Source organism: Winogradskyella eximia (assembly GCF_003386165.1).
Lineage (GTDB): Bacteria > Bacteroidota > Bacteroidia > Flavobacteriales > Flavobacteriaceae > Winogradskyella > Winogradskyella eximia.
Map to the genome: position 1 here is coordinate 336,638 of NZ_QRDV01000003.1, position 25,575 is coordinate 362,212.

A 25,575-nucleotide genomic window follows, 5' to 3' on the forward strand; every position below is an offset into this window, starting at 1 on the left:
AAAAATTGCAAATCAGAAATGACTATTGACGGTAATGGAAAATTTATCCCATTAACGCCAAAGTTTAAAGAAATTAATACTGTTTTGCATCGTGTACACACAAAACGTTTAGAAAAAAGCCAAAGATTTTTTATTCTTGATTTGTAAGAGCATTCCAGCCTTTAGCAATAATTGCAATTTTTTCATCCGCTCTCGTCACCAAATGCATACCTATATCTTCTTCTGTTATATAACCAATAACCGTTAAATTTGGATTGCCTTTTATTTTAGGAAAATCCTCTTGAGAAATCGTCATCAATAACTCATAGTCCTCTCCACCATTTAATGCAACCGTTGTACTATCTATATTGAACTCCTCACAAGTAGAAATAACCTGAGGATCTAATGGTATTTTAGTTTCATAGACATCTGCACCTACTTTACTCTGCTTACATAAATGAATAATTTCTGATGAAATGCCATCACTAACATCTATCATACTCGTTGGTTTTACATCCAATTCCTTTAACAACTCTACAACATCTTTACGAGCTTCAGGCTTTAATTGACGTTCAATGATATAAGTGTACATTGATAAATCTGGCTGATTATTTGGATTTACCTTAAAGACTTCTTTTTCGCGCTCCAAAACTTGTAATCCCATATAAGCTCCACCAACATCACCTGTTACTACAATTAAATCATTTGGTTTAGCTCCAGACCTTAATACTACCTTTCCTTTTTCAACTTCTCCAATAGCTGTAACGGAAATAATTAAACCAGAAGTAGAAGACGTTGTATCACCTCCTACCACATCAACATTATAAAATTTTGCCGCTAATGTAATTCCCGCATATAATTCTTCAAGAGCCTCTAATGGAAAACGATTAGACACTGCAATAGAGACAGTAACCTGTGTTGCCACAGCATTCATGGCATATATATCTGAAAGATTAACAACAATGGCTTTATAACCTAAGTGCTTTAAAGGCGCATAGCTTAAATCAAAATGAACACCTTCTATTAATAAATCCGTAGAAACAACAATTTGTTTTTTTCCAAAATTAAGCACAGCAGCATCGTCACCAATGCCTTTTATTGTCGATTTCTGAGACACTTTAAAATGATCCGTTAAATGCTCAATAAGTTTAAACTCTCCTAATTCACTCAAAGGAGTACGCTGTGGGTTTTTATCTTCAATCATGGTGCAAAAATATTATGCTTTTTCCGAATATTTAGTATGAATAGCATTATTTATATACTAATATTTTAGTCAACGAACTTTAGTTAAAATAGACAATGACTAAATTAAACAATTAATGACCTCAAAACAAAGTCCATTTTAGCTCTCATTTTTCAATTTAAGATATACTATTTCTCTTACTTTAAACGAATTACTTTACTAGCAGATTCTCAAATACCCTACAAAATGGATGTATTTCATCGAAAAATCTCGTATTTCAACATGTTTTAGGATTCATTTTTTAAATTGCCATACCCTAAGACTATTACAAAATGAAACCTACTAACCCTAAAGCCCTACCTTGTGCCATATTTGGTCACAATTTTGAACGATCCAAAACCTATATGGATCATACATCTGAACTTATTTGTAGACATTGCGAAGCCGTTGTAGTTACAGATTCTCATGGAAATTTTGAGAACCATACAGTTGTCAATAGCCAAATTGCTGATACCTTACAGCAATTATATCGCCTAACAAGACATTTCCCTAAATAGAAGCACTTATTTAATTACGCTTTCGGTCGACAGAAACTTCTATAGTCAAATCTTATGAAATCATATGCTAATATAATGTTAGTAGCTATGGTTAAACATTCGTTATATTGTATATTTGCAATCTATTTAGAATTAATCTAGTTAAATAAATATGATTAAAGTCTCTGATCACGCAAAAAAGAAAGTCATGGAACTTATGACTGACGATGGCTACAACCCAAGTACAGACTACGTTAGAGTAGGTGTAAAAAGTGGTGGCTGTTCTGGTTTATCTTATGATTTAAAATTTGATAAAGAACAGGCTGATGATGATAAAGTATTTGAAGACAACAATATTAAAATCATCGTAGATAAAAAGAGTTTTCTCTATCTCATTGGTACAACTTTAGAATATTCTGGTGGATTAAACGGAACTGGTTTCGTTTTTAATAATCCTAATGCCAACCGAACTTGCGGTTGTGGTGAATCATTTTCACTTTAAAATTTAAACAAAAACATGTCAAAATATACAGAAGACGACTTAAGGGAAGAGTTAAAAACCAAAGAATACGAATATGGTTTTTTTACTGATATTGAATCTGAAACATTTCCTATTGGATTAAATGAAGATATCGTTCGTGCTATTTCAAAAAAGAAAGAAGAGCCAGAATGGATGACAGAATGGCGATTAGATGCCTTTAAAGTTTGGAAAGAAATGACTGAGCCAGAATGGGCTAATGTTCATTATAAAAAACCAGATTTTCAAGCCATTGCCTATTACTCTGCACCAGTAGCTGTTGATCCTAATAAAACATTAGACGATGTAGATCCTGATCTTTTAGCCATGTATAAAAAATTAGGCATCTCAGTTGATGAACAGAAAAAAATGAACAATGTTGCTATGGATATCGTAGTAGATTCAGTTTCTGTTGCTACAACTTTTAAGAAAACATTGTCCGAAAAAGGAATTATATTCATGAGTATTTCTGAGGCTATTAAAGAGCATCCAGAACTTGTGAGAAAATATATTGGTACCATCGTGCCAACAAAAGACAACTTTTATGCCGCTTTAAATTCGGCAGTATTTAGTGATGGATCGTTCTGTTACATTCCAAAAGGCGTTAAATGCCCTATGGAATTGTCAACTTACTTTAGAATTAACCAAGGAGGAACAGGACAATTTGAAAGAACGTTACTTATTGCAGATGAAGGCAGTTACGTCTCTTATTTAGAAGGCTGTACAGCACCAAGTAGAGATGAAAACCAATTACACGCAGCCGTTGTAGAATTAATTGCTATGGATGATGCTGAAATAAAATACTCTACAGTACAAAACTGGTATCCAGGAAATGCAGAAGGAAAAGGTGGTGTTTACAATTTTGTAACGAAAAGAGGACTTTGTGAGAAAAATGCAAAAATATCATGGACACAAGTTGAAACCGGTTCTGCGGTAACATGGAAATATCCGTCTTGTATCTTAAAAGGTGATAATTCAGTAGGAGAATTTTATTCTATTGCAGTAACTAATAATTATCAGCAAGCAGATACTGGTACTAAAATGATTCACTTAGGTAAGAATACAAAATCAACAATCATATCTAAAGGAATTTCAGCTGGTAAATCACAAAACTCCTATCGTGGCTTAGTACAAATTGGTTCTCGTGCAGATAACGCTCGTAACTTTTCGCAATGTGACAGTTTACTAATGGGAAATGAATGTGGTGCACACACCTTTCCTTATATAGAAGCAAAAAATAAAAGTGCCATGATAGAGCACGAGGCTACAACTAGTAAAATTGGTGAAGATCAAATTTTCTATTGTAACCAAAGAGGTATTGATACAGAAAAAGCCATTGCTTTAATTGTAAACGGATTTAGTAAAGATGTACTAAATAAGTTACCAATGGAATTTGCTGTAGAAGCTCAAAAATTATTAGAAATTAGTTTAGAAGGTTCTGTAGGATAAAATAATTGCAAAATTTTTCAAAATGAAAAAAATCAACCTTATCGTTATTATTGCATTAGTTATGTTTTCATGTAAAAACGAAACAAAAACTAGCGATGTTAATTTAGAAGAGAATAGAGCAAAGTCATACGATCAAAATGACGGACTTGTGACTTTAAAAGGCGAATTTGTGTATTATGGAGATGCTGCCGTTTTACAAACACCTAAAGAAATTTATGGTGTAGTAATAGACGACAACCTGCAGCTTTTAGAACAACAAGTAAAGGCTTTTAAAAAGGAAGCAACCGATATGGTTCCAGTAACTGTACGTGTTAGAAAGTTTGAAAAACCAGAAGGCGAAGAAGGTTGGCCTTTTAGAGTTGAAATAAAAGAAATATTAAAGGTGGAAGCACCAAACCCAGAATCAAAAGACGTTATAAAATTAGCAAAATAAGACTATGTTAAAGATCAACAACTTGCACGCAAGTATAGAAGACAAAGCCATATTAAAAGGTATTAATCTCGAAGTAAAAGCAGGAGAAGTTCACGCAATAATGGGTCCAAATGGCTCAGGAAAAAGTACGTTAGCTTCAGTAATTGCTGGTAAAGAAGAATACGAAGTTACGGAAGGAAATATATTATTAGAAGGCGAAGACATCGATGAATTAGCTGCTGAAGAACGTGCACACAAAGGTGTGTTTTTATCGTTTCAATATCCTGTAGAAATTCCTGGAGTTAGTGTTACTAATTTTATGAAAACAGCGATTAACGAAACACGTAAAGCAAAAGGTTTAGAAGACATGCCAGCTAAGGATATGTTGAAGATGATTCGTGAAAAATCTGAGCTTTTAGAAATTGACCGTAAGTTCTTATCGCGTTCTCTAAACGAAGGATTTTCTGGTGGAGAAAAGAAACGTAACGAAATCTTTCAAATGGCAATGTTAGAGCCAAAATTAGCCATCTTAGATGAAACTGATTCTGGTTTAGATATTGATGCACTTCGTATTGTTGCTAATGGTGTAAACAAGTTAAAATCTAAAGACAACGCTGTTATTGTTATTACACACTACCAACGTTTATTAGACCACATTGTACCAGATTTTGTTCATGTTTTATACAATGGAAAAATTGTAAAATCAGGAGGAAAAGAATTAGCACACGAGCTAGAAGCTAAAGGCTACGATTGGATTAAAGAAGAGGTTGACGCTTAATTAATAAGCAGTGGTCCGTTTTTTAGTAAGCATTTGCTTGCTAAGATGTTACCGCATATAGCAAAAACATTAAATAAAGTATTAATTCTACAGATATAGTTTACCATTGAGTAAGCTGAAGACTAAAGACTTATTACTGAAGACTTAAAAACATGAGTTTAAAAGAAAAATTAGTATCGTCGTTTATGGCATTTGAAGACACAGTAGATGTGAATTCTTCAGTACATGATATTCGAACTGAAGCCATAAAGACTTTTGAAGCTGAAGGATTTCCTACTAAGCGATTAGAAGATTGGAAATACACATCGTTGAATTCAATTTTAAAACACGATTATAGCGTTTTTCCTACGATTGAAAATGACATTGAATTTAAAGATGTAAAGAAATATTTTATACACGAAATTGATGCGTATAAAATCATTTTTATCGACGGTAAGTATGCTTCACATTTATCACAAACTACACATGATGGTTTAGATGTATGCTTAATGTCTGCCGCTTTAACCAAACCTAAATACAAGGTAATTATTGATAATTATTTCAATAAAATTGCTGCAAAAGATGGTTTATCTTCATTGAATACTGCATTTTCTCATGAAGGTGCATACATTAATATTCCAAAGAATAAAGTGGTTGAAAAGCCTATTCAAATTATACATTTTTCTACAGGAAACGAAGCTGCAGTAATGTTACAACCTCGTAACTTAATTGTAGTTAATGAAAATGCACATGTTCAGATTATTGAACGTCATCAGAGTTTAACAGACAATCCTGTTTTAACCAATTCGGTGACTGAAATATTTACTAACAAACGTGCCATCGTAGATTATTATAAAATTCAGAATGATAAACAAAGTGCGTCATTAATTGACAACACTTACATAAATCAAAAACAAGAAAGCTTAGCTAAAGTGCACACGTTTTCTTTTGGTGGTAAATTAATAAGAAACAATCTTAACTTCTACCAAAATGGCGAACGTATTGATTCTACCATGAAAGGAATTACCATTATTGGAGATAAGCAACATGTAGACCATAATACTTTAGTGCATCATATTGAGCCAAATTGTGAAAGCCACCAAGATTACAAAGGTATTTTTAACGATAGCTCAACTGGTGTTTTTAATGGTAAAGTTGTTGTTGAAAAGTTAGCGCAGAAAACAAATGCATTCCAAGCCAACAACAATATTTTAATGAGCGACAAGGCTACCATCAACACTAAACCTCAACTTGAGATTTTTGCAGATGACGTAAAATGTTCTCACGGTTGTACAATTGGTCAGTTAGATGAAAGTGCTATGTTTTATTTACGTTCTAGAGGAATTCCGGAAAAAGAAGCAAGAGCATTGCTAATGTTTGCTTTTAGTAACAACGTTATGGATTCCGTTAAAATACCTGAACTTAAAAACAGAATTACTAAGATTATCGCCAAGAAATTAGGTGTAAATATTGGGTTTGACTTATAAGTTTTACCAAAAAAATATAATGTAAAAAAAGGATTGCTATTTAGCGATCCTTTTCTTTTTTAAATACAATCTCTTTTACAGTGCCATCACAAGATAAAAGCATACCTGTAATGGAGTCATTTTTACCTTTTATAAAATGATAAAGCGTTCTATCATTATTTCCAAATTGATTTAACTGAACAGGATGTAAATTTACGTTTTCCTTTTCTGCATAAGTTAATTTAAGCATTGCGTCTTCTTCAAAAAAACGATAAACAACATCCAATTCTTCAGAATAAAAATTACCTACAAAATCTGAGACTTCAACAGATTCAGCGTCTATAAAGTTAGCCTGTTCAAAATAAAATGGTGTTCCACCAAATGAAATAATCATATCGTGAGTTGCTGATGTTGTGAAATCGAATTTCACATTCTGGCTTTGCGTTCTATGAAATTTATTTTCGTCATATTGCACAAGAGCTGCAGCAGTTCTTCCCATAGAGCCAACTGATTTCAGCGTGTCATTTTCCACAAATATTTTCATAGTCATATCACTATTGACTTCTTTGTATTCGCCAATAAATTCTTTAAAATTTTGTGCTTTGAATACCATTTCCTCTTCCTCTTCATTTTTAATCCTTTCGTCATATTCCATCAAAATATCTAAAATTTGATACGCTATTCTTGGTGCATCTATCCCTTGTGAATTTGTTAGAACTATGATGCCTATTTGCTTTTCTGGAACTGTAATTAATTGTGAACGTCCACCAAAACCAAATCCGCTGTGATTTATAGTTTCATAACCTTTATAATTATCTAACATTAATCCACGTGCGTATTTCGCTTTCTTGCCTGAAATTAGTGTTTCAGTCGTTTTTAAAAATTCCGCTAAAGGTTTAAATTCTAAAATCTGGTCATTCAGCATTTGCATCCAAATAGCCATATCATTTACTGAAGATCCCATGCTTCCTGCTCCATAACTCAATTGGTCATTTGTATAAAACCTGTAACCATCTCGATGTTTTTGATAACCAACCGCTTTATTACTAATGGGTTTTCCATGTTCAACTCTTACAAAAGTTGAATTCATTTTTAAAGGATTCAAAATTTTTTGTTTCAAATACTCATTCAGGTTTTGCCCTGAAATACGCTCAATAATAATAGCCAATAAATTATAATTGGTATTAGAATAGCTCACTTTTTCGCCAACTAAATGGTTTAAATTTTTCTGTTTAATGGCTAAATCTAAAACCGTATTATTATCGTAATAATGAGTATCATAATCAAAACCTGCCAAGTACATTAATGTCATATAATTACGAATACCGCTCGTGTGGTTCAGTAAATGTTTTATTCTAATGGTTTCTTCGTACTCTGGAAATTCTGGCAAATACATTCTAATATCATCCTCTAAACTGATTTTACCATCATTTGCCAAAGCCCAAATAGCCGAAGCTGTAAATTGTTTTGCAATGGATGCTAAACTAAAAACGGTAGAATCAGAATTCTTAATTTTATAATCTAAACTGGAAAGTCCAAAACCTTTAGAATAAATAGATTGCCCTTGATTAATCACCTTTACACTCAATCCTGGCGCATCATTAGAAACATATGTTGCTAACAATTCATCAATTTTTAGATTTGTATTTGTTTGTGCTTTTGAACTTAAAAAAACAAATACACCAATCAATAAGCACGTGCTTCTTAAATTAAACATTGCTTATATTTTTGATAGAAATAAGTTGGAATAAGTCCGAAATTAAGAAAGAGAAAGCCAATAAAAACAATGATTCCTCTGTATGGCCAAGTTAAAAACTCGAACATAGCACCAATACCGAGAATAAAAAAAGTAATAAATCCGAGGATGTAAAATGATTTCTTCATGATAAAATGATTTAAGAAAATTTGTGAATAGATTTTTTATAGCTCGCGTAAAAATGAACTGGTAGTATGACTAATACTGCAATGACAATAGCGCCAAGTAACCAAGCATTAGCATAAGGCCATTGCATCATTTGAAAAACCAAACTAACAACCAACAATAAAATAACCATGAAGCCAGCAGAGAATTTCAACTTATTGAATGTAATGATTTGCTTGGCGAACTTTTGATAATTGGTTTCTAATTGTAAATTCTGAAAACTAGAATAACCACCAAATTTCTGTAATGCTTGTTGATATAATGCATTAAAATCCTCAGAATTTTGATGCTCTATATACGTACAGATATGATCCACTAAATCCTCTCTTAAATCTTTATTTTTAACACCATATAAGGTTAAATTATTTTCAATAAAAGTGATATGCTTTTCTGATAATTCCATGATTATATCGGTTTTGGATTAAAAATTAAATTTAGGGTCTCAATAAAATCATTGATTTCTTCAGTAACCGTTTCAACCATTTTCTTCCCTTCTTTAGTGACTTTATAATATTTCCGAACACGCTTACCAATAAAAACCTTTTCAGTTTCTAAAACCTTTTTCGCTTCAAGCTTATGTAAAATGGGATATAATGCACCTTCCGAAATATCTATCTTCCCTGAAGTCATCGTTTTCACTTCTTGTGTAATCTCGTAACCATACATTCTACCCTTTTCATTTATAAGCTTTAAAATGATAGGTTGCAATGTTCCTTTTGTTAATTCTTTACTATACATATCACAAATATACATTTTATATAAATGTATCCTAATAAAATGTGTGTTAAATATTTTAATGACTAATTATAAGTTTTTCTTTAAGAACAATGCGTTGTATCTTTGTAACTAGGAATTAAGCCCATGTTAGACGTACAAAAAATAAGAAAAGACTTCCCCATTCTCAACAGAACGGTTAATGGGAAACCACTCATATATTTCGATAATGCTGCAACTTCACAAACACCTCAGCAAGTCATTGATGTTATTGTAGATTATTACAGTAATTACAATGCAAATATCCACAGAGGCGTGCATAGTTTAAGCCAAGAAGCAACGGATGCTTATGAGCAAGCACGTATTAAAATTCAGAAACATTTTAATGCCAAACAGAGTCATGAAATAATTTTCACATCTGGTACAACACATAGCATTAACTTAGTTGCTAACGGATTTTCTTCACTTTTAAAAAAAGGAGATGAAATTATTGTTTCAGCTTTAGAGCACCACAGTAATATTGTGCCATGGCAAATGCTTTGTGAACGGACAGGAGCCAGTTTAAAAGTCATTCCTATGAATGAAAATGGCGAATTAATCCTTTCGGACTATGATGCGCTTTTAAACGAACACACAAAATTGGTTTTTGTAAACCATATTTCAAATGCTTTAGGAACTATAAATCCTATTGAATATATTATAGAAAAAGCACATGCTGTTGATGCTGCTGTTTTAGTTGATGGCGCACAATCTTGCCCGCATTTAAAACCAGACGTTCAAGCTTTAGATGTTGATTTCTATGTGTGTTCTGCCCACAAAATTTGTGGACCAACAGGTGTTGGGATGCTTTACGGAAAAGAAGAATGGCTTAATAAATTGCCACCTTACCAAGGAGGAGGCGAAATGATTGCAGAAGTGTCATTTGCAAAAACAACTTATGCAGGTTTACCTCACAAATTTGAAGCTGGTACACCAAACATCTGTGGAGGCATAGCCTTTGGAGCCGCTTTAGATTATATGAATCACATAGGTTTTAAAAATATTGCCAAATACGAGAATGAACTTTTAGACTACGGAACAGAACAGTTACTTAAAATTGAAGGTTTAAAAATTTACGGCACAGCAAAAGAGAAAACCTCTGTAATATCTTTTAATGTTGGCACTATTCACCCTTATGATATTGGCACCATTTTAGATAAAATGGGCATCGCAGTCCGTACAGGTCATCATTGCGCACAACCTATTATGGACTTTTATAAAATTCCAGGTACCATAAGAGCTTCTTTTATGTTTTATAACACCAAAGAAGAAATTGACGCATTTATTGTGGCGCTTAAAAAGGCAATAATGATGTTATCTTAGACTTTGGCATCAAATATGTATCTTACAATATAAAATATTATACAGATGAAAATTTTAGTTAGTTTATTTATGCTTTTAACCACATTAAATTCTTGTGATTCGTCTAAGAAAGCAATAGAAAATAGCAAAAAAATGCAAGAACCAATTTCTGGAACCTACAACATAACACAACTTGGAGATACTGATGTTTCTTCAAATAAAATTGTAATTAATTTTGACGACACCAATAATAAAGTCGCAGGATTTGCAGGTTGTAATAGTTTCTTTGGGAATTATTCAATAGAAAATAATACGATATCTTTTGGCAGTATCGGTTCATCAAAAAAATTATGCCCTAACCCAATAATGGATATTGAAAATCAGCTATTCAAAGCTTTGAATTCAGCTACTTCATTTTCAACACAAGACAATGAGATTTTGTTCTATTCAAATGACACTGTTGTTTTCAAAGGAACAAATAGCATTATCGCATCTAAAAGAAGTGCTACTGTAAACTACGAAGACAATACTACTGTTAAATACCAAACAGTATCGAGAGGATCTTTTGACTACATCACGATTTCGAAATCAAAAATATTAATTTCAAAAGATCAAAATCTTCAGAAAATAGATGAATATAATACAGATGCAGAAGACTGGAAGGCTTTAAACAAATTGATTGAAGCTGTAGAAGTTGAAACCATTCATAATATAGTTCCTCCGTCTACAAAACATCAATACGATGGAGCTCCTCATGCTACTTTAGCGATAATACTTGGTGATGTACAATACATGACGCCAACCTTTGACCATGGAAATCCTCCAGAGGCTATTGAAGCTTTAGTTAATAAAGTGTTATCCATTAAAGAAAACACCGTTAAAAACTAACGATTTTGTAATTTTGCACAAAAGAATGAGACTATGACTATTGAAGAAGTACAAAATGAAATTATTGAGGAGTTTGCCATGTTTGAAGATTGGGAAGAACGCTACCAATACATGATTGACTTAGGTAAAGACTTACCCTTAATTGAAGAAAAATATAAGACTGACGATAATATCATTAAAGGTTGCCAAAGTAAAGTTTGGGTACATGCAAACATGCAAGACGATAAAATAAACTTTACAGCAGATAGTGATGCTATTATTACCAAAGGTATTATTGCTATACTCATTAGAGCATTTTCTAATCAGCATCCAAAAGATATCCTTGAAGCAAATACTGATTTTATTGATAAAATAGGATTAAAAGAACATTTATCACCAACTAGAGCTAATGGCTTAGTAAGTATGATAAAACAACTAAAATTGTATGCCATTGCATACCAAACACAACTTAACTAGTTTACACATTAAAAAATGAGCGATTCAACTATAGATACAGCAGTTTTAGGTGAAAAAATCCTAAGAGTAATAAAAACAATTTACGATCCAGAAATCCCAGTAGACATCTACGAATTAGGATTAATCTACGACGTTTTTGTAAACGAAGATTTAGAAGTTAAAATTCTAATGACCTTAACAACACCAAATTGTCCTGTGGCAGAAACACTTCCTTTAGAAGTTGAAGAAAAAGTAAAATCTATCAATGAGGTAAAAGGTGCTGAAGTAGAAATAACTTTTGATCCACCTTGGTCTCAAGATTTAATGAGTGAAGAAGCCAAGTTAGAACTTGGAATGCTTTAATTATAAATACTGAATGCCAAGACACAAACCAAATTCTTTAAAGGACGGTAAGAAAACAAATCTAAAATCGTCCTTTAATGCCTTAATTTATATTCCTAGATTTTTTAAAGAAATCTGGAAAGTCAACAAAAGTCTCTTTTTGCTTTCCGCTTTCTGTAGACTTATTGGCGCTTTATTACCTGTAATAATATTATGGGTTGGTAAACTTATCATTGACGAAATCATTTTACAGATTTCGCTTAACAGTCCTGATTATTATACACTTTGGACGTATGTCGCAGCCGAGTTTGGCTTAATCATTCTATCAGACTTAATAAGTAGAGCGATTTCCTTAACCGATGGTTTACTTGGTGACGAATATAATATTGCATCCTCAGTCACTATTATTAAGAAGACCAATCAAATAAATATCAGTCTATTAGAGGACTCTGAGTTTTATGATAAGTTAGAACGCGCAAGAACGCAAACTACTGGTCGTGTTGGACTAATGTCTAACGTGCTTGGCCAAGCACAAAGTGCTATTTCTATTGCAACACTTGTTGCCGGTTTAATATATTTTGAACCGTATTTAATTATACTTCTTGTACTGAGTATTATTCCGTCATTTATTAACGAGATACGTTTTAGCCAACAACAGTATTCTTTAGCAAGAAGCTGGACGTCTGAGCGACGTGAGTTAGATTATCTAAGATTTATTGGTGCAAACGATAAAACAGCAAAAGAAATAAAACTTTTTGGCTTAACAGATTTTGTGGTTGACCGTTTTAAAAACCTATCTGAAGAATATTACCAACTCAATAAAACCTTAGCTATTAGACGTTCATCATTAGGTTTTTTGTTTAATGTCTTAGGTTCTATAAGTTATTATGGTGCTTATGTATTTATAATTTATCGTGTGCTTTCTGGTGCAATTACGCTTGGTGAGCTTACATTTTTATCAGGTTCATTTAATCGCTTAATGCGAAACCTTCAAGATTTCTTTTCAAAATTTACGAGGATTTCGGAAAGTGCTTTATACTTAAAAGATTATTTCGACTTTATTGATATTTCAATTGTATCAAAAGCAAAAGAAGATATGCCTTTACCTAGAAAAATTAAAAAAGGTTTTGAGTTTAAAGCCGTGCGTTTTGCGTATCCAAATTCTGATACTGAAATTTTAAAAGGCATTAGCTTTACACTTCGAGCAGGTGAAAAATTAGCTTTTGTTGGTCAGAATGGCGCAGGAAAGACAACGTTAATAAAACTACTATTACGTTTCTACGAACCTACATCAGGTGAAATTCTATTAGATGGCATAAATATTAACCGTTTTAATATTGCTGAATATCAAGAGTATTTTGGTGTTATTTTTCAGGACTTCTTTAGGTATGAATTTACCGTAAAAGAAAACATTGCAATAGGAAACATAAATGAGTTAGACAATCAGGCTAAGATTGAAAAAGCCGCAGAACTAAGTTTGGCTAGTGAGGTTGTATCTGAATTAAAACAAGGTTACAATCAGCAATTAGGTAAGCGATTTTCTAGTGGTCAAGAATTATCTGGTGGTCAATGGCAAAAAGTAGCTTTAGCAAGAGCCTACATGAAAAGTGCTGAAGTAATGGTTTTAGACGAACCCACTTCTGCTTTAGATGCTAGAGCAGAAAGCGAAGTCTTTGGTCGTTTTATAGGTTTAACCGAAGACAAAACCAGTATTATTATTTCGCATAGATTTAGCACAGTGCGTCAAGCTAATAGAATCCTAGTTTTAGAACAAGGTAAAGTGAAAGAAATTGGTACACATGAAGAACTTATGAGAAACCAAGACTTGTATTCAGAATTGTTTACACTTCAAGCCGAAGGCTATCAATAAAACATTTAATTTTGCATTATGGCAGATGAGATAATTAATAGAGTTACAAACAGCAAATTAAAAGTTATTGACTTAGAAGATTATTACCCAAATGGTAAGCGTATTCTTTTTGATATTACAGATTGGCTGCTTGAAGGTTTAGTGCTTCGAGAAAAAGAATTTAGAGCTTTTGTTGCGGAACATAATTGGTCGCAATACCAAGATTGCTACGTGGCTTTACATTGCTCTACAGATGCTATTGTGCCAGATTGGGCTTATATGCTAATAGCGATAGAGCTTCAAGCATATTCAAAATTATCTATAATTGGTTCTTTAGATGACTTAGAATCTATATTATATGCTGATATAATTTCGAATTTAGATCTTTCTGAATACCAAGGTTTACCTGTAATAATAAAGGGTTGCTCCAATAAACCAGTACCCTCTAATGCACTAATTTTACTTTCCCAAAAACTAAAGCCAATTGCTAGATCTATAATGTTTGGCGAAGCGTGCTCTTCAGTACCTCTGTATAAAAAACGTTAATAATAAATACACTTATCAATTACGTTAAGATTAGCATTTTTACAGTTAAATTGATAATGAGATTACAATAATTTTGTGCTAGAAAATAGATGACATTTTACATTAAATTATTTACTCAAAAATTATTTATTAGAAATGTGACCTAACGCATTTATCAGTGTCTTAATAATAGTGTTTTCATTACTTGTTTTATTTAAGTATATATCAATTAAACACTTATATTTGCAAACTGAAATTTAAAAACAACTTTTATTTATTAAATTTAATCCATTATGAACAAAAAATTAATTTTTTCCCTTTTTATGTTGTTAGCAGTAACAACGATTGCTTTTGCTCAAACAAAAGAAGAATTGCAAGCTGAAAAAGCTGTAAAACAAGCAGAAGCAGATAAGTTTCAAGGTGAAGCTAATGCATTACAAGCAAAAATAGATGCCTTACCAGGTTGGAGAAAAGGTGCTTTTGGTACTATTGGTGGTAGCTTATCTAATTTTAATGATTGGTACTCTCAAGGTGCTCCAAATAACAGCTCTGGAAATATCGGCATCACATTTAATGCTTTTGCAAATAAAATTGAAGAAAAATATTTTTGGAGAAATTCATTAACTACGAACTTAGGTTGGGTAAAATTAGACAATAAAGACGACGCAACTGATAGTGAAGACTTTAACGCTACAACTGACGTTTTTAATATTTCTTCACTTTATGGTAGAAATATTAGTAAAACTTGGGCTATTTCTGGTTTAGCAGAATACAGAACTACAATTATAGATAACTTTAATGACCCAGGATTTTTAGATGTTGGTGTTGGTGCAACTTGGACTCCTATTGAGAATTTAATAGTAGTAATTCACCCATTAAACTATAACTTTGTATTTGCTGATAACGATGCTGCTTTTGAATCTTCTGCAGGTGCTAAAATTGTAGCAGATTATACAAGACAAATCGGAGCTATTAACTTTAAATCTAACTTCTCTACATTCCAAAGTTATGAAGATAGTGACCTATCTAACTTTACTTGGACAAACTCATTTAGCTATACACTATGGAAAATGATTGGTGTAGGTTTTGATTTTGCTTTAAGAAGCAACAAACAAGAAGCTGCTAATGCGCAACTTGTACCTTTAAAAGATGCTGACAATAAATTACAATCTTATTATACTGTTGGTTTGAGCTACAAGTTCTAATAATCAACTTTAATTTACTATATAAAAACCTGTCTAGATGAATATTTAGATAGGTTTTTTTTATGCTAAAAGGCAAAAGAACTAATTAAACGTTTTCTTCTTTTCCTTTTTCTTAAATAACCGCTTAATAAAACCATCGCGCTTGGTTGGTTCACAGTCTAAATCGTTTGACACTTGCTCTGAAGGCTTTTCAAATTGTGCAGTTGTTATAAACTTATAGTCACTATCGTTATTTAACTTCTGATAAAATTTAGCAAAAATTGGTAAAGCTGAATTGGCACCTTGTCCTATTCCTGTGGATTTAAAACCAATGGCATGATTATCATTACCAACCCAAGTTACGGTGACTAAATTTGGTGTTAAGCCAACAAACCATCCGTCTTTATTATTTTGTGTAGTACCTGTTTTACCTGCAATGTCATTTTTTAATCCGTAAGTACTTCTCAACCTAGATGCTGTTCCATGGTTAACTGTAGATTTCATCATTTCTAACAGCACTTGCCTTGTGTAATCACTATAAGCTTCTTTTTTAGAAATTTCAGGTTCAAATGTAGCAATAACATTTCCTGATTTATCTTCAATTTTGGTAATATAATAAGGAGTAACCGCTTTACTATCGTTGAGATAACTTGCAAAAGCACCAATTAAGTCCTTTAAACTAATCTCTGCAACACCTAAAGCTAAAGAAGGTTCATTAGGTAGTTTTTTAGAAATACCCAACTTCTCTACTTGCTCTAACACCTTTGGGATGCCTACATTTTCCATAACTTTTACCGAAATAGTATTTATAGAATTGCTCAAGGCCTTTTCTAAAGTATAATTGATGTAAGGATCTTCTTCCTTGCTGCCAGAATTAGTGGGCGTCCAGTTGTCGTAATCTGTATAAGTGACTTTATCTAGCGAAAAATACGTACATGGATCTAAACCATTTTCAATGGCTGCAGTATAAACAAAAGGTTTAAAGGTAGAACCAACTTGCCGTTCACTTTGCGAAATATGATCGTATTTAAAATAGCGATAATCAATACCACCAACATAAGTTCTTACCGCTCCTGTACTTGGTTCAATAGACAACATACCTGTATTTAAAAACTTTAAATAATGCTTTAAACTATCTATCGTAGAAATGGTTTTTATAGTATCTCCTTTCCAACTAAATAAGCCCATAGGTCGTTTAATACTTAAGGAATCTTTAATTTGCTTCTCGCTTAAACCTTGCTCTTTGTAAGCTTTCACCTGAGGTAATGCTTTTATGGCATTTTCTATCAATTTTCTATTGGTTTCCCAAGGTCCGTTTTTACCGTAAGATTTTTCAAAATCAGCTTGAAGTTTACCAATATGCTCTTTCATCGCAGCTTCAGCTAACTCCTGCATTTTATAATCTAAAGTCGTGTGAACGATTAGTCCGTCTTTATAAAGATTATATTTATCTCCATTAGATGTTTTTAAAGTATCTAAAATAGATTCTAATTGCCTCTTTATTTCTGCTCTAAAATAAGGTGCTAAACCTACATCATGATTAAAAGAGCGATAGTCTAATTCTAAGTCTTGCTTTGAATAATAATCTAATGAATCTTTTGAAAGATAATTGTAGTTAACCATCTGACTTAACACAACGTTTCTTCTGCCTTTGCAACGTTCAGAATATAGTCTAGGGTTGTAATAGGTATTCGCTTTCAAGGTACCTACCAAAGTTGCGGCTTCATTAATAGAAATATCCTTTACCGATTTGTTGAAGAATTTACGCGATGCACTTTCTATACCATACGTATTATCTGAAAATGGAACCGTATTAAGATACAAGATTAATATTTCATCTTTAGAATAGACATCTTCAATACGTTTGGCAACAATAGACTCTTTAAATTTATTAATGAGCATGCTGAACATTGCATAATTCTTTCTACCATAAAGATTTTTTGCCAATTGAAGTGTTATGGTACTTCCTCCTCCTGCAGATTTATCTTGAAGAATTAAATTCTTTACAAACACACGCATCAAACTGATATTATCAATACCATCGTGCTCGTAAAACCTAGAATCTTCAGTAGCAATTAAAGCATTAAGGAGATGTTTAGGTAAATCCTCAAAATTTACAGGCTGTCTATCATAGATATAATATTTACCTATTAATTTATCGTTCTTATCTAAAAGTTGTGTGGCTTGTTCTTGCTTAATTGAACTGATATCTTCAGCCGTTGGCAATTCTCCAAATAATCCAATATAAATACTGATATAAAGACCAAAAAGAAATATTAAAACAGCTGTTATTAATAGCACAGGCCACTTTATCCATTTATTTTTTGATGCCTTTTTAATCCAAGTTTTAAAACGCGATTGAAAGGAACCCATAAAAAAGAAAAGTTTTATTATTCTATATCTTCAACGTCTGGATAGAGGAAATGATTGTACGGAAAACGTGTTACATGGATTTCTCTGACCTCTTTATAAACGCGTTTTCTAAATTCTTCCATATTCTCTTTATTTAAGGCTGAAATAAATAAAGCGTTATCACCTACTCTAGACATCCATGTCCTTTTCCATTCTTCAATAGAGTAATTGGCAGGAGTTCTTACTTCTACTAAATCCTCTTCATCAAAAGGTTCTGCTTCGTAAGCATCTATTTTATTAAAAACCATGATAGTTGGCTTGTCCTTACTTTCAATTTCATCTAAAATTTGGTTAACGGAATCTATATGTTCTTCAAAATTAGAATGCGAAATATCTACCACATGAAGCAATAAATCAGCTTCTCTAACTTCATCTAAAGTACTTTTAAAAGACTCTACCAGTTGTGTGGGTAATTTTCTAATAAACCCAACAGTGTCACTAACTAAGAATGGTAAATTACCTATTACTACTTTTCTAACTGTAGTATCTAGCGTAGCAAATAATTTGTTTTCCGCAAATACATCACTCTTACTTATCACATTCATTAAAGTAGATTTACCTACATTGGTATAACCCACTAAAGCCACACGCACCATTTTACCACGATTACCACGTTGTACAGCTTGTTGCTTATCTATCGTTTTTATTTTAGCTTTAAGTAATGCAATTTTGTCGCGGACAATACGTCTATCAGTTTCAATTTCGGTTTCACCTGGTCCGCGCATTCCAATTCCACCTTTCTGTCTTTCGAGGTGTGTCCACATCCCTTTTAAACGAGGAAGCAAATATTCACATTGTGCTAACTCTACTTGTGTTCTCGCATAACTCGTTTGTGCACGTTGTGCAAAGATGTCTAAAATGAGATTGGTTCTATCTAATATCTTACAATTTAATATTTTACTGATATTTCGCTCTTGTGCAGGAGACAATTCATCATCAAAGATCACAGTCCCTATGTCGTTTTCTTTAACAAAATTGGCAACATCTTCCATTTTCCCTGTACCAATAAAGGTTTTAGGATTAGGTAATGCCATTTTTTGTGTAAAGCGTTTTACCACTTCACCACCAGCTGTAAAAGTTAAAAATTCTAACTCATCTAAATATTCGGTAGACTTTTCTTCATCTTGGTTTTGAGTAATTACACCAATAAGCACAACCTTCTCTAAAGTGATATCTTTTTTCTCTATCATAAATTAATTAAAGTACAAAGTTAATCAAATGGATTATTACAAAGTAATATTTTAAAAACCTATATTTAATGCCATGAACACTATTTCTGAAAATTTTACAATTGCATTTTATAATATCGAAAACCTATTCGACATAAAAAATGATCCCTTAACACATGATAGAGATTTTCTTCCAACGGCACCAAAGCGATGGACTCCTAAACGTTACCAAAAAAAACTACTAAAAATAGGAACGGCAATTTCTAAAATAGGAGAAGAAAATACAAAAGTGGCTCCAATAATTATAGGTTTAGCCGAAGTTGAAAACAAAAAAGTATTGTCCGATTTAGTAAATAGTAAAAACCTTATTGATAAAAACTACAGCTACATTCATTACGATTCATTAGATGAAAGAGGTATTGATGTGGCATTATTATATAAAAGCGATGTTTTTAAAGTTGAGAATTCTGAAACCTTTTCTGTTTATCTTGAAAATGAATTAGGCTATCAAGACTACACAAGAGATGTTCTTTTGGTACAAGGTAAACTAAATAATGAAAACATTAATATAATTGTGAACCATTGGTCTTCTCGAAGAGAAGGAGTTAAAGAAACTGAATTTAAACGTTTAGCAGCCGCAAAAGTGGTAAATTCTGTGGTAAAATCTTTAAAGAAAGATAACCCAGATACAAAGATAATTGTAATGGGAGATTTTAACGACAATCCCAATAGCGAAAGCTTATTATTAATTGAAAAAGAAAGCGAATTATTCAATCCTTTTAAAACTGTATGGTCACGTGACACAGGAAGTTTAAACCATCAATTTCAATGGAATCTATTTGACCAAATACTGTTCTCAACTAATTTTTTTGATTCTTCCAATTCTAAGTTAGTATTTAAAGACGCTCAAGTATTTAACAGTAAGTTTCTTACACAACACGAAGGCAAGTATAAAGGACAACCATTTAGGACTTATGTTGGTAAAAAATACAAAGGAGGTTTCAGTGATCATTTCCCTGTTTTTATTCAATTAGAGAGTAATTGAAAAATAGCTAAACCATTTATCGATTATTACGGTAGTTAATCTATTATAACATTGTTAACATCTTGTTAATAGCCATTTTTTATATATTCGAGTTCGCAGAGTTTGAAACGTCTAACCAACGTCAACATTGCAAATTACAACACATTTTTTTACAAACACCAACAAATTACCTTGTAATCAAGCGATTATAATGAAATTAAATAATTTTTAACAAACCAATTAATAATGAAAAAAAGTACTTTACTACTGTTTGCACTTTTCACCATGCTATGGCAGGTTGATGCACAAGTGACTATTGGAGCTGGTAATTTGCAAGCTGAGAATGCACCATTTGAGCCATTTTATGGTTATTCTTACTCGCAGACCGTTTATTTAGCTTCAGAAATAAATGCGAATGGCGACATTTCTGATATTCAATGGTACTATAGTGGAACTTCCGCACTACCAAGTAGTCAAGAGTTAGTCATCTATATGGCTGAACTTCCGAGAACAGAATTCGCTTCAACTACAGATTGGGAACCTATTGCTTCATTTACAGAAGTTTATTCAGGTGGCATTACGGTTACAGCTGGAGTAGAAGGTTGGGTAACACTAACATTAGATACTCCGTTTACCTATGCAGGTACTGGTAATTTAGTTATTGCTGTTGAAGAAAATGGCGCTGATTACGATGATGCTGGAGATGATTTCTACAACTCTCAAGTTACTACAAATAGAACAATATCATATTTTAGTGACGGTACAAATCCAGATCCTACTACTCCACCTACTGCGAGTAATATAGATGATACTATACCTAATATTGTTTTAGGAGGAATTACTCAAGCTTGTCCAAATCCAACAGATTTAAGTATTACTGGTATTACAGCTAATGAAGCTGTATTCTCTTGGACAGAAGTTGGCGGATCAACTATTTGGAATGTTGAAATCGTTGAAGCAGGAGCAACACCAACTGGTATGCCAACTGCGACTAATGTACCTAACCCATATACTGTATCTGGATTAGACGCAATTACAGGATATGATATATATGTACAATCAGATTGTGGAGCAGAGCAAAGTTCTTATTCTGGACCTATCTCTTTTTCTACATTATGTGATGTATTTATTCCTGATTATTTAGAAGATTTTTCAGCTTTCCCTGTTGATTGCTGGGAAGAGGCAGATAGCGGTGATGCTACAACAGGACCTATGGATATAGGTGAAACTTTTAATTGGATTGAAGACGGATGGCTAGATGTTGGTACTACCGGTGCATATAGTATTAATTTATATCAAGGAGGTGTAAAAAGTGATTGGATAATTTCTCCTCAATTTGATTTAACTGGTGGTCCTTTCCAAGTAGAATTCGATATCGCTATTTTAGACTACTTCTCTGACACAGCTAATAATCTCGGTTCAGACGATACGGTTCAATTGTTAATTACTAATGATAATGGCATCACTTGGACTAATTTATATACTTATGATAATACTTCAGTTGTACCTCAAGATGGAGAACGCCGTGTCTTAAACTTAACTACCTATAGTGGACAAATTGTACAATTTGCAATTTTGGCTTCGGATGGAACAGCCGACGATACACAAGATAACAACATTTTTATAGATAATTTTCAAGTTAGAAATGTGCCGTCTTGTCCTGAGCCGTCAGACATGATGGTTTCTAGCGTTACTTCAGATTCTGCTATCTTGGATTGGGTTGCTGGCGATATTGAAACGGCATGGATTATAGAATATAATGGTGGAGCCGACTTTACTCCAGGTAATGGAGAAGAAGAAGGTTCTGTAGCCGTGAATCCATTACCAAACACAACACTAACTAGTCTTTCACCGGCAACTACGTATTACGGTTATTATCAATCTAATTGTGGCGTCGGAGACCTTAGTACTTGGATTGGCCCTTTTACTTTTACTACAGAATGTGTAACCTTTATTGCACCATATACAGAAGGTTTTGAAAACGCTGGAGACATTCCATTATGTTGGTCTATGGATGGTGGTGAAGATTGGGAATTTGCTGATGATGGAGGTTTTGATAATATTGGTAACGGTGGTACCCTCACTGGATCTACAGCTACTAATAACTTTTTTGCTTGGGTTGATGCCTCTGGAGATGACGGTCCTAGTACATTAACAAGTCCTTTCGTTGATGTAACTGGTTTAGCAGCACCAGCACTATCATTCTATGAAATTAGTGATAATCAAGGTAGTGCTAACTCTAATCTAGTCGTAGAAGTATGGGATGGTGCAGCTTGGAATACAATGGGTACTTTTAACACTAACACGGTTGGATGGGAACTTAAAATACTAGACTTAAGCACCTTAACAATAACAGGAGATGTACAAGCACGTTTTATATTCTCTGAAACCGTTACGGGTGATTTCACCGACGATATAGCTATTGATGATGTTACATTTGATGAAGCTCCAAGCTGTTTTGCACCTACAATGCTAACGGCAAATAATTTAAGTTTAACGTCAACAGAATTAGGTTGGACAGAAGCTGTACCACAAACCTCTTGGAACATAGAATACGATATTGCTGGTTTTGCTCAAGGTACTGGTACAATTGAAGCTGGTGTAACAACCAACCCTTATATACTCACTAGTTTAACACCAGATACAAGTTATGAGTTTTATGTACAGGCCATTTGTGGCCCTGGAGATGAAAGTCCTTGGGCAGGCCCTTATTCTTTTTTTACCGGGTATTGTGAATCACTTCCAACCAGTAATGATGGTAATGGTGTAGGAAATGTTACTATAGGCACTGTTGACTTCCCTAGTTTTGGTGATGAATTTTACGAAAATCATACAACACCTGTAGTTAATGTATTCCAAGGTATTAATACTGCTGTAGAAATATTATTTGAACATACTTATACTTACGGTACTAATATTTGGATTGATTTTAATGACAACTTAATATTTGATACTGATGAATTGGTTTTTCAAGGAGAATCTGCTGGTGGTAATAACCCGCATCTATTAGACGCTTCTTTTGTAATGCCATTAACCGCAGCTATTGGTGAGCACAGAATGAGAATAGGTACTGCTGACTTCGGACAAGCAACACCAGATCCTTGTTATAGTGGATCTTGGGGTGTAACTCTAGATTTTACGGTAAACATTCAAGAACTAAACTGTACGCTTGCTGAGGCAAACTATACTACAGTGCCAGATTGTGCTACTGATCAATTTTATATTGATGTAAATATTACAAGTTTAGGAGATGCTACATCATTAGAAATTTCAAATAATTTTGATACAGGAACACTTACAGCAACTATATTAGATACATACCAAGCTGGTCCTTTTCCTTTCGGAACTGCAGTAAAAGTATTTGTAACTAATATACAAGACACTGATTGTGTAATTAGTAGTGAGACTTTTGAAGTGTTAGCATGTCCACCAAGTAATGATGAATGTGCTGCTGCTGCTGTAGCTGTCGTTAATGATGGTCCATCTTGTGATCAATTAACATCAGGAACTATTCTTGCTGCAACTCCTTCTGGAGTAGATGGAGGAAGTTGTACTGGGACACCAAATGATGATGTTTGGTTTACTTTTACTGCTATGAGTGAAGTTCAAATTATTTCTATAATTAACATAACAGGAGGAACATCAAACTTAAATCACGCAGTTTATGAAGGTAGCTGTGGTTCATTAACTGAATTATATTGTTCTGATGATGAATCTAGTGTTACAACTGAATTGGTTGTTGGTAACACTTATACTATCCGTGTATTTAGTAGTGGTAGTGTTTCTGAAACATCTGTCTTCGACTTATGTATTAGAGCGGCACCTAATAACCTTATCTGTGAAAATGCAGAGAATTTCTGTTCAGTAGGTGGTGCACTTACCACTCCAAATATTATTGGAATTCCAAGTACAGGTCAAGTAGCCTGTTTAGGTTCAATACCAAACCCAACTTGGAATATTATACAAGTAGGAGAGTCTGGACCAATTGAGATTCAAATTGAGCAAACGGATGATAGTGGAAACGGATTAGATGTTGATTTTGTAATTTGGGGGCCTTTTGTTTCAGTAGAAGACGCATGTATAGAAATTGTTTTAGAAGATTGCCCGACGTGTCCTTTCTCAAACAACCCAGATAATGGCTTTTATCCTTTTGGCAATATTGTTGATTGTAGTTATTCTGGTTCTTCAATAGAGAATTTAACAATTCCTAATGCTCAAACAGATGAAATTTATCTATTATTAGTTACCAACTTTAATGGTGGAGCTGGTAATATTACAATTGAGCAAACTAACGCAGGAGGAACAGATAATGGTACGATTGAAGCTGAGATTACGGCTGAAATTACAAATACGGAAGGTTACACCATCTCAGATACGGATAACAACCCTGCAACACCAGATGAATTAAACGCTTGTAGTGATTCGATTATCTTAGATCTTAACTCACCATTTGCTGATGAATATGTTTGGTTTGAAGATGGTTTTGTAATCCCTGATGAGACATCTAGTACGCTAACTGTTCCTGCTGGCGGATTTGGATTAGGATTAATGAATTATCAGGTCAAAGCAACTGACAACCAGTGTGGTTCAGAAGCTTATTCTCAAATAGTAATAGTAAACCTATACTCTGATCCAGATCCAGTTGCCCCTCAAACTATTACTTTATGTGATGGTCCTGAAGCTGATGGTACTGAATCTTTCGATTTAGATGAATTATCTAATTCTCTTGGCCTTACAGGTTTTACTGTTAGATATTACACTAATGCTAATGATGCAAATTCAACTCAGAATCCAGTGGCTTCACCTTACAGTTCAACTGGTGAAACTCTAATTATGAGAATAGAAGATACAGATCAAATTGCAAACCCATATTATTTTGGATGTCGTTATTTGTCATCAGTAGAATTAGTAGTAAATCCAGCTTTAGCTATTAATCAACCAGACCCTTTGGTTGTTTGTGACGACTTAGACGGTATAGTAGATGGAATTACAGAATTTGATTTAACATCAATTAATAGTGAAATAACCGCTGATACAAGTTTAGTTATTACATACCACACAAGTCAAGACGATGCTGACGCTGGTACCGCAGATGTAACAAGCACTACGTATTCTAGTAATGGTGAAACTTTATTTGTTAGAGCTACAGATACTACTACAGGTTGTTATGCAACAACATCATTTAATTTAGTTATTAATGTTGTGCCTTTAGCTGATTTTGACCCTTCAGTAGCTGAGTACCAAGTATGTCCTAATGCAACCGTACCTATTTCAATTGATATTATACCATCAAATTTCGATGCAGCAGATGTATCTGTAAGTTGGACTTTAGATGGAGCATCAATTCCAGGAAGTGGTTTATCTTTAACTACAGTTTTAGTAGCAGGTGATTACGAGGCTACAATTACTTTTAATGATACAGGATGTGTTAATACTGTAAGTACTTCAGTTATAGAATTAGAATCTTGCGTA

Annotated in this window: 22 protein-coding genes; 15 read left to right on the forward strand and 7 right to left on the reverse strand. The window is 33.2% G+C overall.

The genetic code is table 11. The features are described 5' to 3' along the window. Positions 1-130 precede the first annotated feature (130 nt). Complete coding sequence (gene thiL, locus DFQ10_RS09625) at positions 131-1,183, reverse strand: thiamine-phosphate kinase (protein ID WP_115817199.1); 1,053 nt, start codon at positions 1,181-1,183, stop codon at positions 131-133. Between the two features lie 311 nt (positions 1,184-1,494). Here thiL and DFQ10_RS09630 point away from each other — a divergent pair, with 311 nt between their 5' ends. The 6 genes from DFQ10_RS09630 (at position 1,495) to sufD (ending at position 6,320) form a co-directional block, all read left to right on the forward strand. Continuing rightward, positions 1,495-1,719, forward strand: a complete 225-nt coding sequence (locus tag DFQ10_RS09630; protein ID WP_115817200.1) for a hypothetical protein — start codon at positions 1,495-1,497, stop codon at positions 1,717-1,719. Between the two features lie 151 nt (positions 1,720-1,870). Further along, entirely contained in the window at positions 1,871-2,200 is a 330-nt protein-coding gene (locus tag DFQ10_RS09635) for a HesB/IscA family protein (RefSeq protein ID WP_115817201.1), read from the forward strand. A gap of 15 nt (positions 2,201-2,215) precedes the next feature. Then, complete coding sequence (gene sufB, locus DFQ10_RS09640) at positions 2,216-3,664, forward strand: Fe-S cluster assembly protein SufB (RefSeq protein WP_115817202.1); 1,449 nt, start codon at positions 2,216-2,218, stop codon at positions 3,662-3,664. Between the two features lie 22 nt (positions 3,665-3,686). Continuing rightward, a complete protein-coding gene (locus tag DFQ10_RS09645) occupies positions 3,687-4,097 on the forward strand; it encodes a hypothetical protein (RefSeq protein ID WP_115817203.1) in 411 nt (136 codons plus the stop codon). 4 nt (positions 4,098-4,101) lie between these two features. Continuing rightward, positions 4,102-4,854, forward strand: a complete 753-nt coding sequence (gene sufC, locus DFQ10_RS09650) for a Fe-S cluster assembly ATPase SufC (protein WP_115817204.1) — start codon at positions 4,102-4,104, stop codon at positions 4,852-4,854. 152 nt (positions 4,855-5,006) lie between these two features. Further along, entirely contained in the window at positions 5,007-6,320 is a 1,314-nt protein-coding gene (gene sufD / locus DFQ10_RS09655) for a Fe-S cluster assembly protein SufD (RefSeq protein WP_115817205.1), read from the forward strand. A 40-nt stretch (positions 6,321-6,360) separates the two neighbouring features. On the opposite strand, the gene DFQ10_RS09660 is transcribed toward sufD, so the two are convergent. Genes DFQ10_RS09660 through DFQ10_RS09675 form a run of 4 tightly spaced genes read right to left on the reverse strand, consistent with a single transcriptional unit; the run spans position 6,361 to position 8,958 of the window. Further along, the gene (locus DFQ10_RS09660; protein WP_115817206.1) at positions 6,361-8,016 is read right to left on the reverse strand and encodes a serine hydrolase domain-containing protein; all 1,656 of its coding nucleotides are present in this window, start codon (positions 8,014-8,016) and stop codon (positions 6,361-6,363) included. Further along, positions 8,004-8,183 (reverse strand): hypothetical protein, encoded by a 180-nt coding sequence (locus DFQ10_RS09665; protein ID WP_115817207.1) that lies wholly within the window; start codon positions 8,181-8,183, stop codon positions 8,004-8,006. Before DFQ10_RS09665 ends, DFQ10_RS09660 begins: the two co-directional genes overlap by 13 nt. An 11-nt stretch (positions 8,184-8,194) precedes the next feature. Next, positions 8,195-8,623, reverse strand: a complete 429-nt coding sequence (locus tag DFQ10_RS09670; protein ID WP_115817208.1) for a hypothetical protein — start codon at positions 8,621-8,623, stop codon at positions 8,195-8,197. A 2-nt stretch (positions 8,624-8,625) separates the two neighbouring features. Continuing rightward, entirely contained in the window at positions 8,626-8,958 is a 333-nt protein-coding gene (locus DFQ10_RS09675) for a PadR family transcriptional regulator (RefSeq protein ID WP_115817209.1), read from the reverse strand. 123 nt (positions 8,959-9,081) lie between these two features. Here DFQ10_RS09675 and DFQ10_RS09680 point away from each other — a divergent pair, with 123 nt between their 5' ends. From DFQ10_RS09680 to DFQ10_RS09710, 7 genes are all read left to right on the forward strand, one after another. Next, positions 9,082-10,296 carry an aminotransferase class V-fold PLP-dependent enzyme gene (locus DFQ10_RS09680; RefSeq protein WP_115817210.1) on the forward strand — a complete coding sequence of 405 codons (1,215 nt, stop codon included), beginning with the start codon at positions 9,082-9,084 and terminating at the stop codon, positions 10,294-10,296. A 45-nt stretch (positions 10,297-10,341) separates the two neighbouring features. Beyond that, positions 10,342-11,163 (forward strand): META domain-containing protein, encoded by an 822-nt coding sequence (locus DFQ10_RS09685; protein WP_115817211.1) that lies wholly within the window; start codon positions 10,342-10,344, stop codon positions 11,161-11,163. Positions 11,164-11,196: 33 nt separating this feature from the next. Next, the gene (locus DFQ10_RS09690) at positions 11,197-11,619 is read left to right on the forward strand and encodes a SufE family protein (RefSeq protein WP_115817212.1); all 423 of its coding nucleotides are present in this window, start codon (positions 11,197-11,199) and stop codon (positions 11,617-11,619) included. 15 nt (positions 11,620-11,634) lie between these two features. After that, positions 11,635-11,961: an iron-sulfur cluster assembly protein gene (locus DFQ10_RS09695; protein WP_115817213.1), complete on the forward strand. Its 327-nt coding sequence runs from the start codon at positions 11,635-11,637 to the stop codon at positions 11,959-11,961. 13 nt (positions 11,962-11,974) lie between these two features. After that, entirely contained in the window at positions 11,975-13,810 is a 1,836-nt protein-coding gene (locus DFQ10_RS09700) for an ABC transporter ATP-binding protein (protein WP_115817214.1), read from the forward strand. Between the two features lie 18 nt (positions 13,811-13,828). Further along, complete coding sequence (locus DFQ10_RS09705) at positions 13,829-14,335, forward strand: DUF2480 family protein (RefSeq protein WP_115817215.1); 507 nt, start codon at positions 13,829-13,831, stop codon at positions 14,333-14,335. Between the two features lie 272 nt (positions 14,336-14,607). After that, positions 14,608-15,519, forward strand: coding sequence for a DUF3078 domain-containing protein (locus DFQ10_RS09710; protein ID WP_115817216.1), 912 nt, complete (start codon positions 14,608-14,610; stop codon positions 15,517-15,519). A gap of 81 nt (positions 15,520-15,600) precedes the next feature. Here the strand turns inward: DFQ10_RS09710 and DFQ10_RS09715 are convergent, their stop codons facing one another. After that, a complete protein-coding gene (locus tag DFQ10_RS09715; protein ID WP_115817217.1) occupies positions 15,601-17,871 on the reverse strand; it encodes a penicillin-binding protein 1A in 2,271 nt (756 codons plus the stop codon). Between the two features lie 17 nt (positions 17,872-17,888). Continuing rightward, positions 17,889-19,100, reverse strand: coding sequence for a GTPase HflX (gene hflX, locus DFQ10_RS09720; RefSeq protein ID WP_115817218.1), 1,212 nt, complete (start codon positions 19,098-19,100; stop codon positions 17,889-17,891). Positions 19,101-19,173: 73 nt separating this feature from the next. Here hflX and DFQ10_RS09725 point away from each other — a divergent pair, with 73 nt between their 5' ends. Both DFQ10_RS09725 and DFQ10_RS09730 read left to right on the forward strand, forming a co-directional pair. After that, entirely contained in the window at positions 19,174-20,124 is a 951-nt protein-coding gene (locus DFQ10_RS09725) for an endonuclease/exonuclease/phosphatase family protein (RefSeq protein WP_115817219.1), read from the forward strand. 225 nt (positions 20,125-20,349) lie between these two features. Beyond that, a partial coding sequence (locus DFQ10_RS09730; RefSeq protein ID WP_147299203.1) for a fibronectin type III domain-containing protein occupies positions 20,350-25,575 on the forward strand: 5,226 nt, incomplete at its 3' end.

Bases quoted from the DNA above. Each gene is read 5' to 3' on its own strand.
- thiL (WP_115817199.1), bottom strand. From the start codon at position 1,183: ATGATTGAAGATAAAAACCCACAGCGTACTCCTTTGAGTGAATTAGGA.
- DFQ10_RS09630 (WP_115817200.1), top strand. From the start codon at position 1,495: ATGAAACCTACTAACCCTAAAGCCCTACCTTGTGCCATATTTGGTCAC.
- DFQ10_RS09635 (WP_115817201.1), top strand. From the start codon at position 1,871: ATGATTAAAGTCTCTGATCACGCAAAAAAGAAAGTCATGGAACTTATG.
- sufB (WP_115817202.1), top strand. From the start codon at position 2,216: ATGTCAAAATATACAGAAGACGACTTAAGGGAAGAGTTAAAAACCAAA.
- DFQ10_RS09645 (WP_115817203.1), top strand. From the start codon at position 3,687: ATGAAAAAAATCAACCTTATCGTTATTATTGCATTAGTTATGTTTTCA.
- sufC (WP_115817204.1), top strand. From the start codon at position 4,102: ATGTTAAAGATCAACAACTTGCACGCAAGTATAGAAGACAAAGCCATA.
- sufD (WP_115817205.1), top strand. From the start codon at position 5,007: ATGAGTTTAAAAGAAAAATTAGTATCGTCGTTTATGGCATTTGAAGAC.
- DFQ10_RS09660 (WP_115817206.1), bottom strand. From the start codon at position 8,016: ATGTTTAATTTAAGAAGCACGTGCTTATTGATTGGTGTATTTGTTTTT.
- DFQ10_RS09665 (WP_115817207.1), bottom strand. From the start codon at position 8,183: ATGAAGAAATCATTTTACATCCTCGGATTTATTACTTTTTTTATTCTC.
- DFQ10_RS09670 (WP_115817208.1), bottom strand. From the start codon at position 8,623: ATGGAATTATCAGAAAAGCATATCACTTTTATTGAAAATAATTTAACC.
- DFQ10_RS09675 (WP_115817209.1), bottom strand. From the start codon at position 8,958: ATGTATAGTAAAGAATTAACAAAAGGAACATTGCAACCTATCATTTTA.
- DFQ10_RS09680 (WP_115817210.1), top strand. From the start codon at position 9,082: ATGTTAGACGTACAAAAAATAAGAAAAGACTTCCCCATTCTCAACAGA.
- DFQ10_RS09685 (WP_115817211.1), top strand. From the start codon at position 10,342: ATGAAAATTTTAGTTAGTTTATTTATGCTTTTAACCACATTAAATTCT.
- DFQ10_RS09690 (WP_115817212.1), top strand. From the start codon at position 11,197: ATGACTATTGAAGAAGTACAAAATGAAATTATTGAGGAGTTTGCCATG.
- DFQ10_RS09695 (WP_115817213.1), top strand. From the start codon at position 11,635: ATGAGCGATTCAACTATAGATACAGCAGTTTTAGGTGAAAAAATCCTA.
- DFQ10_RS09700 (WP_115817214.1), top strand. From the start codon at position 11,975: ATGCCAAGACACAAACCAAATTCTTTAAAGGACGGTAAGAAAACAAAT.
- DFQ10_RS09705 (WP_115817215.1), top strand. From the start codon at position 13,829: ATGGCAGATGAGATAATTAATAGAGTTACAAACAGCAAATTAAAAGTT.
- DFQ10_RS09710 (WP_115817216.1), top strand. From the start codon at position 14,608: ATGAACAAAAAATTAATTTTTTCCCTTTTTATGTTGTTAGCAGTAACA.
- DFQ10_RS09715 (WP_115817217.1), bottom strand. From the start codon at position 17,871: ATGGGTTCCTTTCAATCGCGTTTTAAAACTTGGATTAAAAAGGCATCA.
- hflX (WP_115817218.1), bottom strand. From the start codon at position 19,100: ATGATAGAGAAAAAAGATATCACTTTAGAGAAGGTTGTGCTTATTGGT.
- DFQ10_RS09725 (WP_115817219.1), top strand. From the start codon at position 19,174: ATGAACACTATTTCTGAAAATTTTACAATTGCATTTTATAATATCGAA.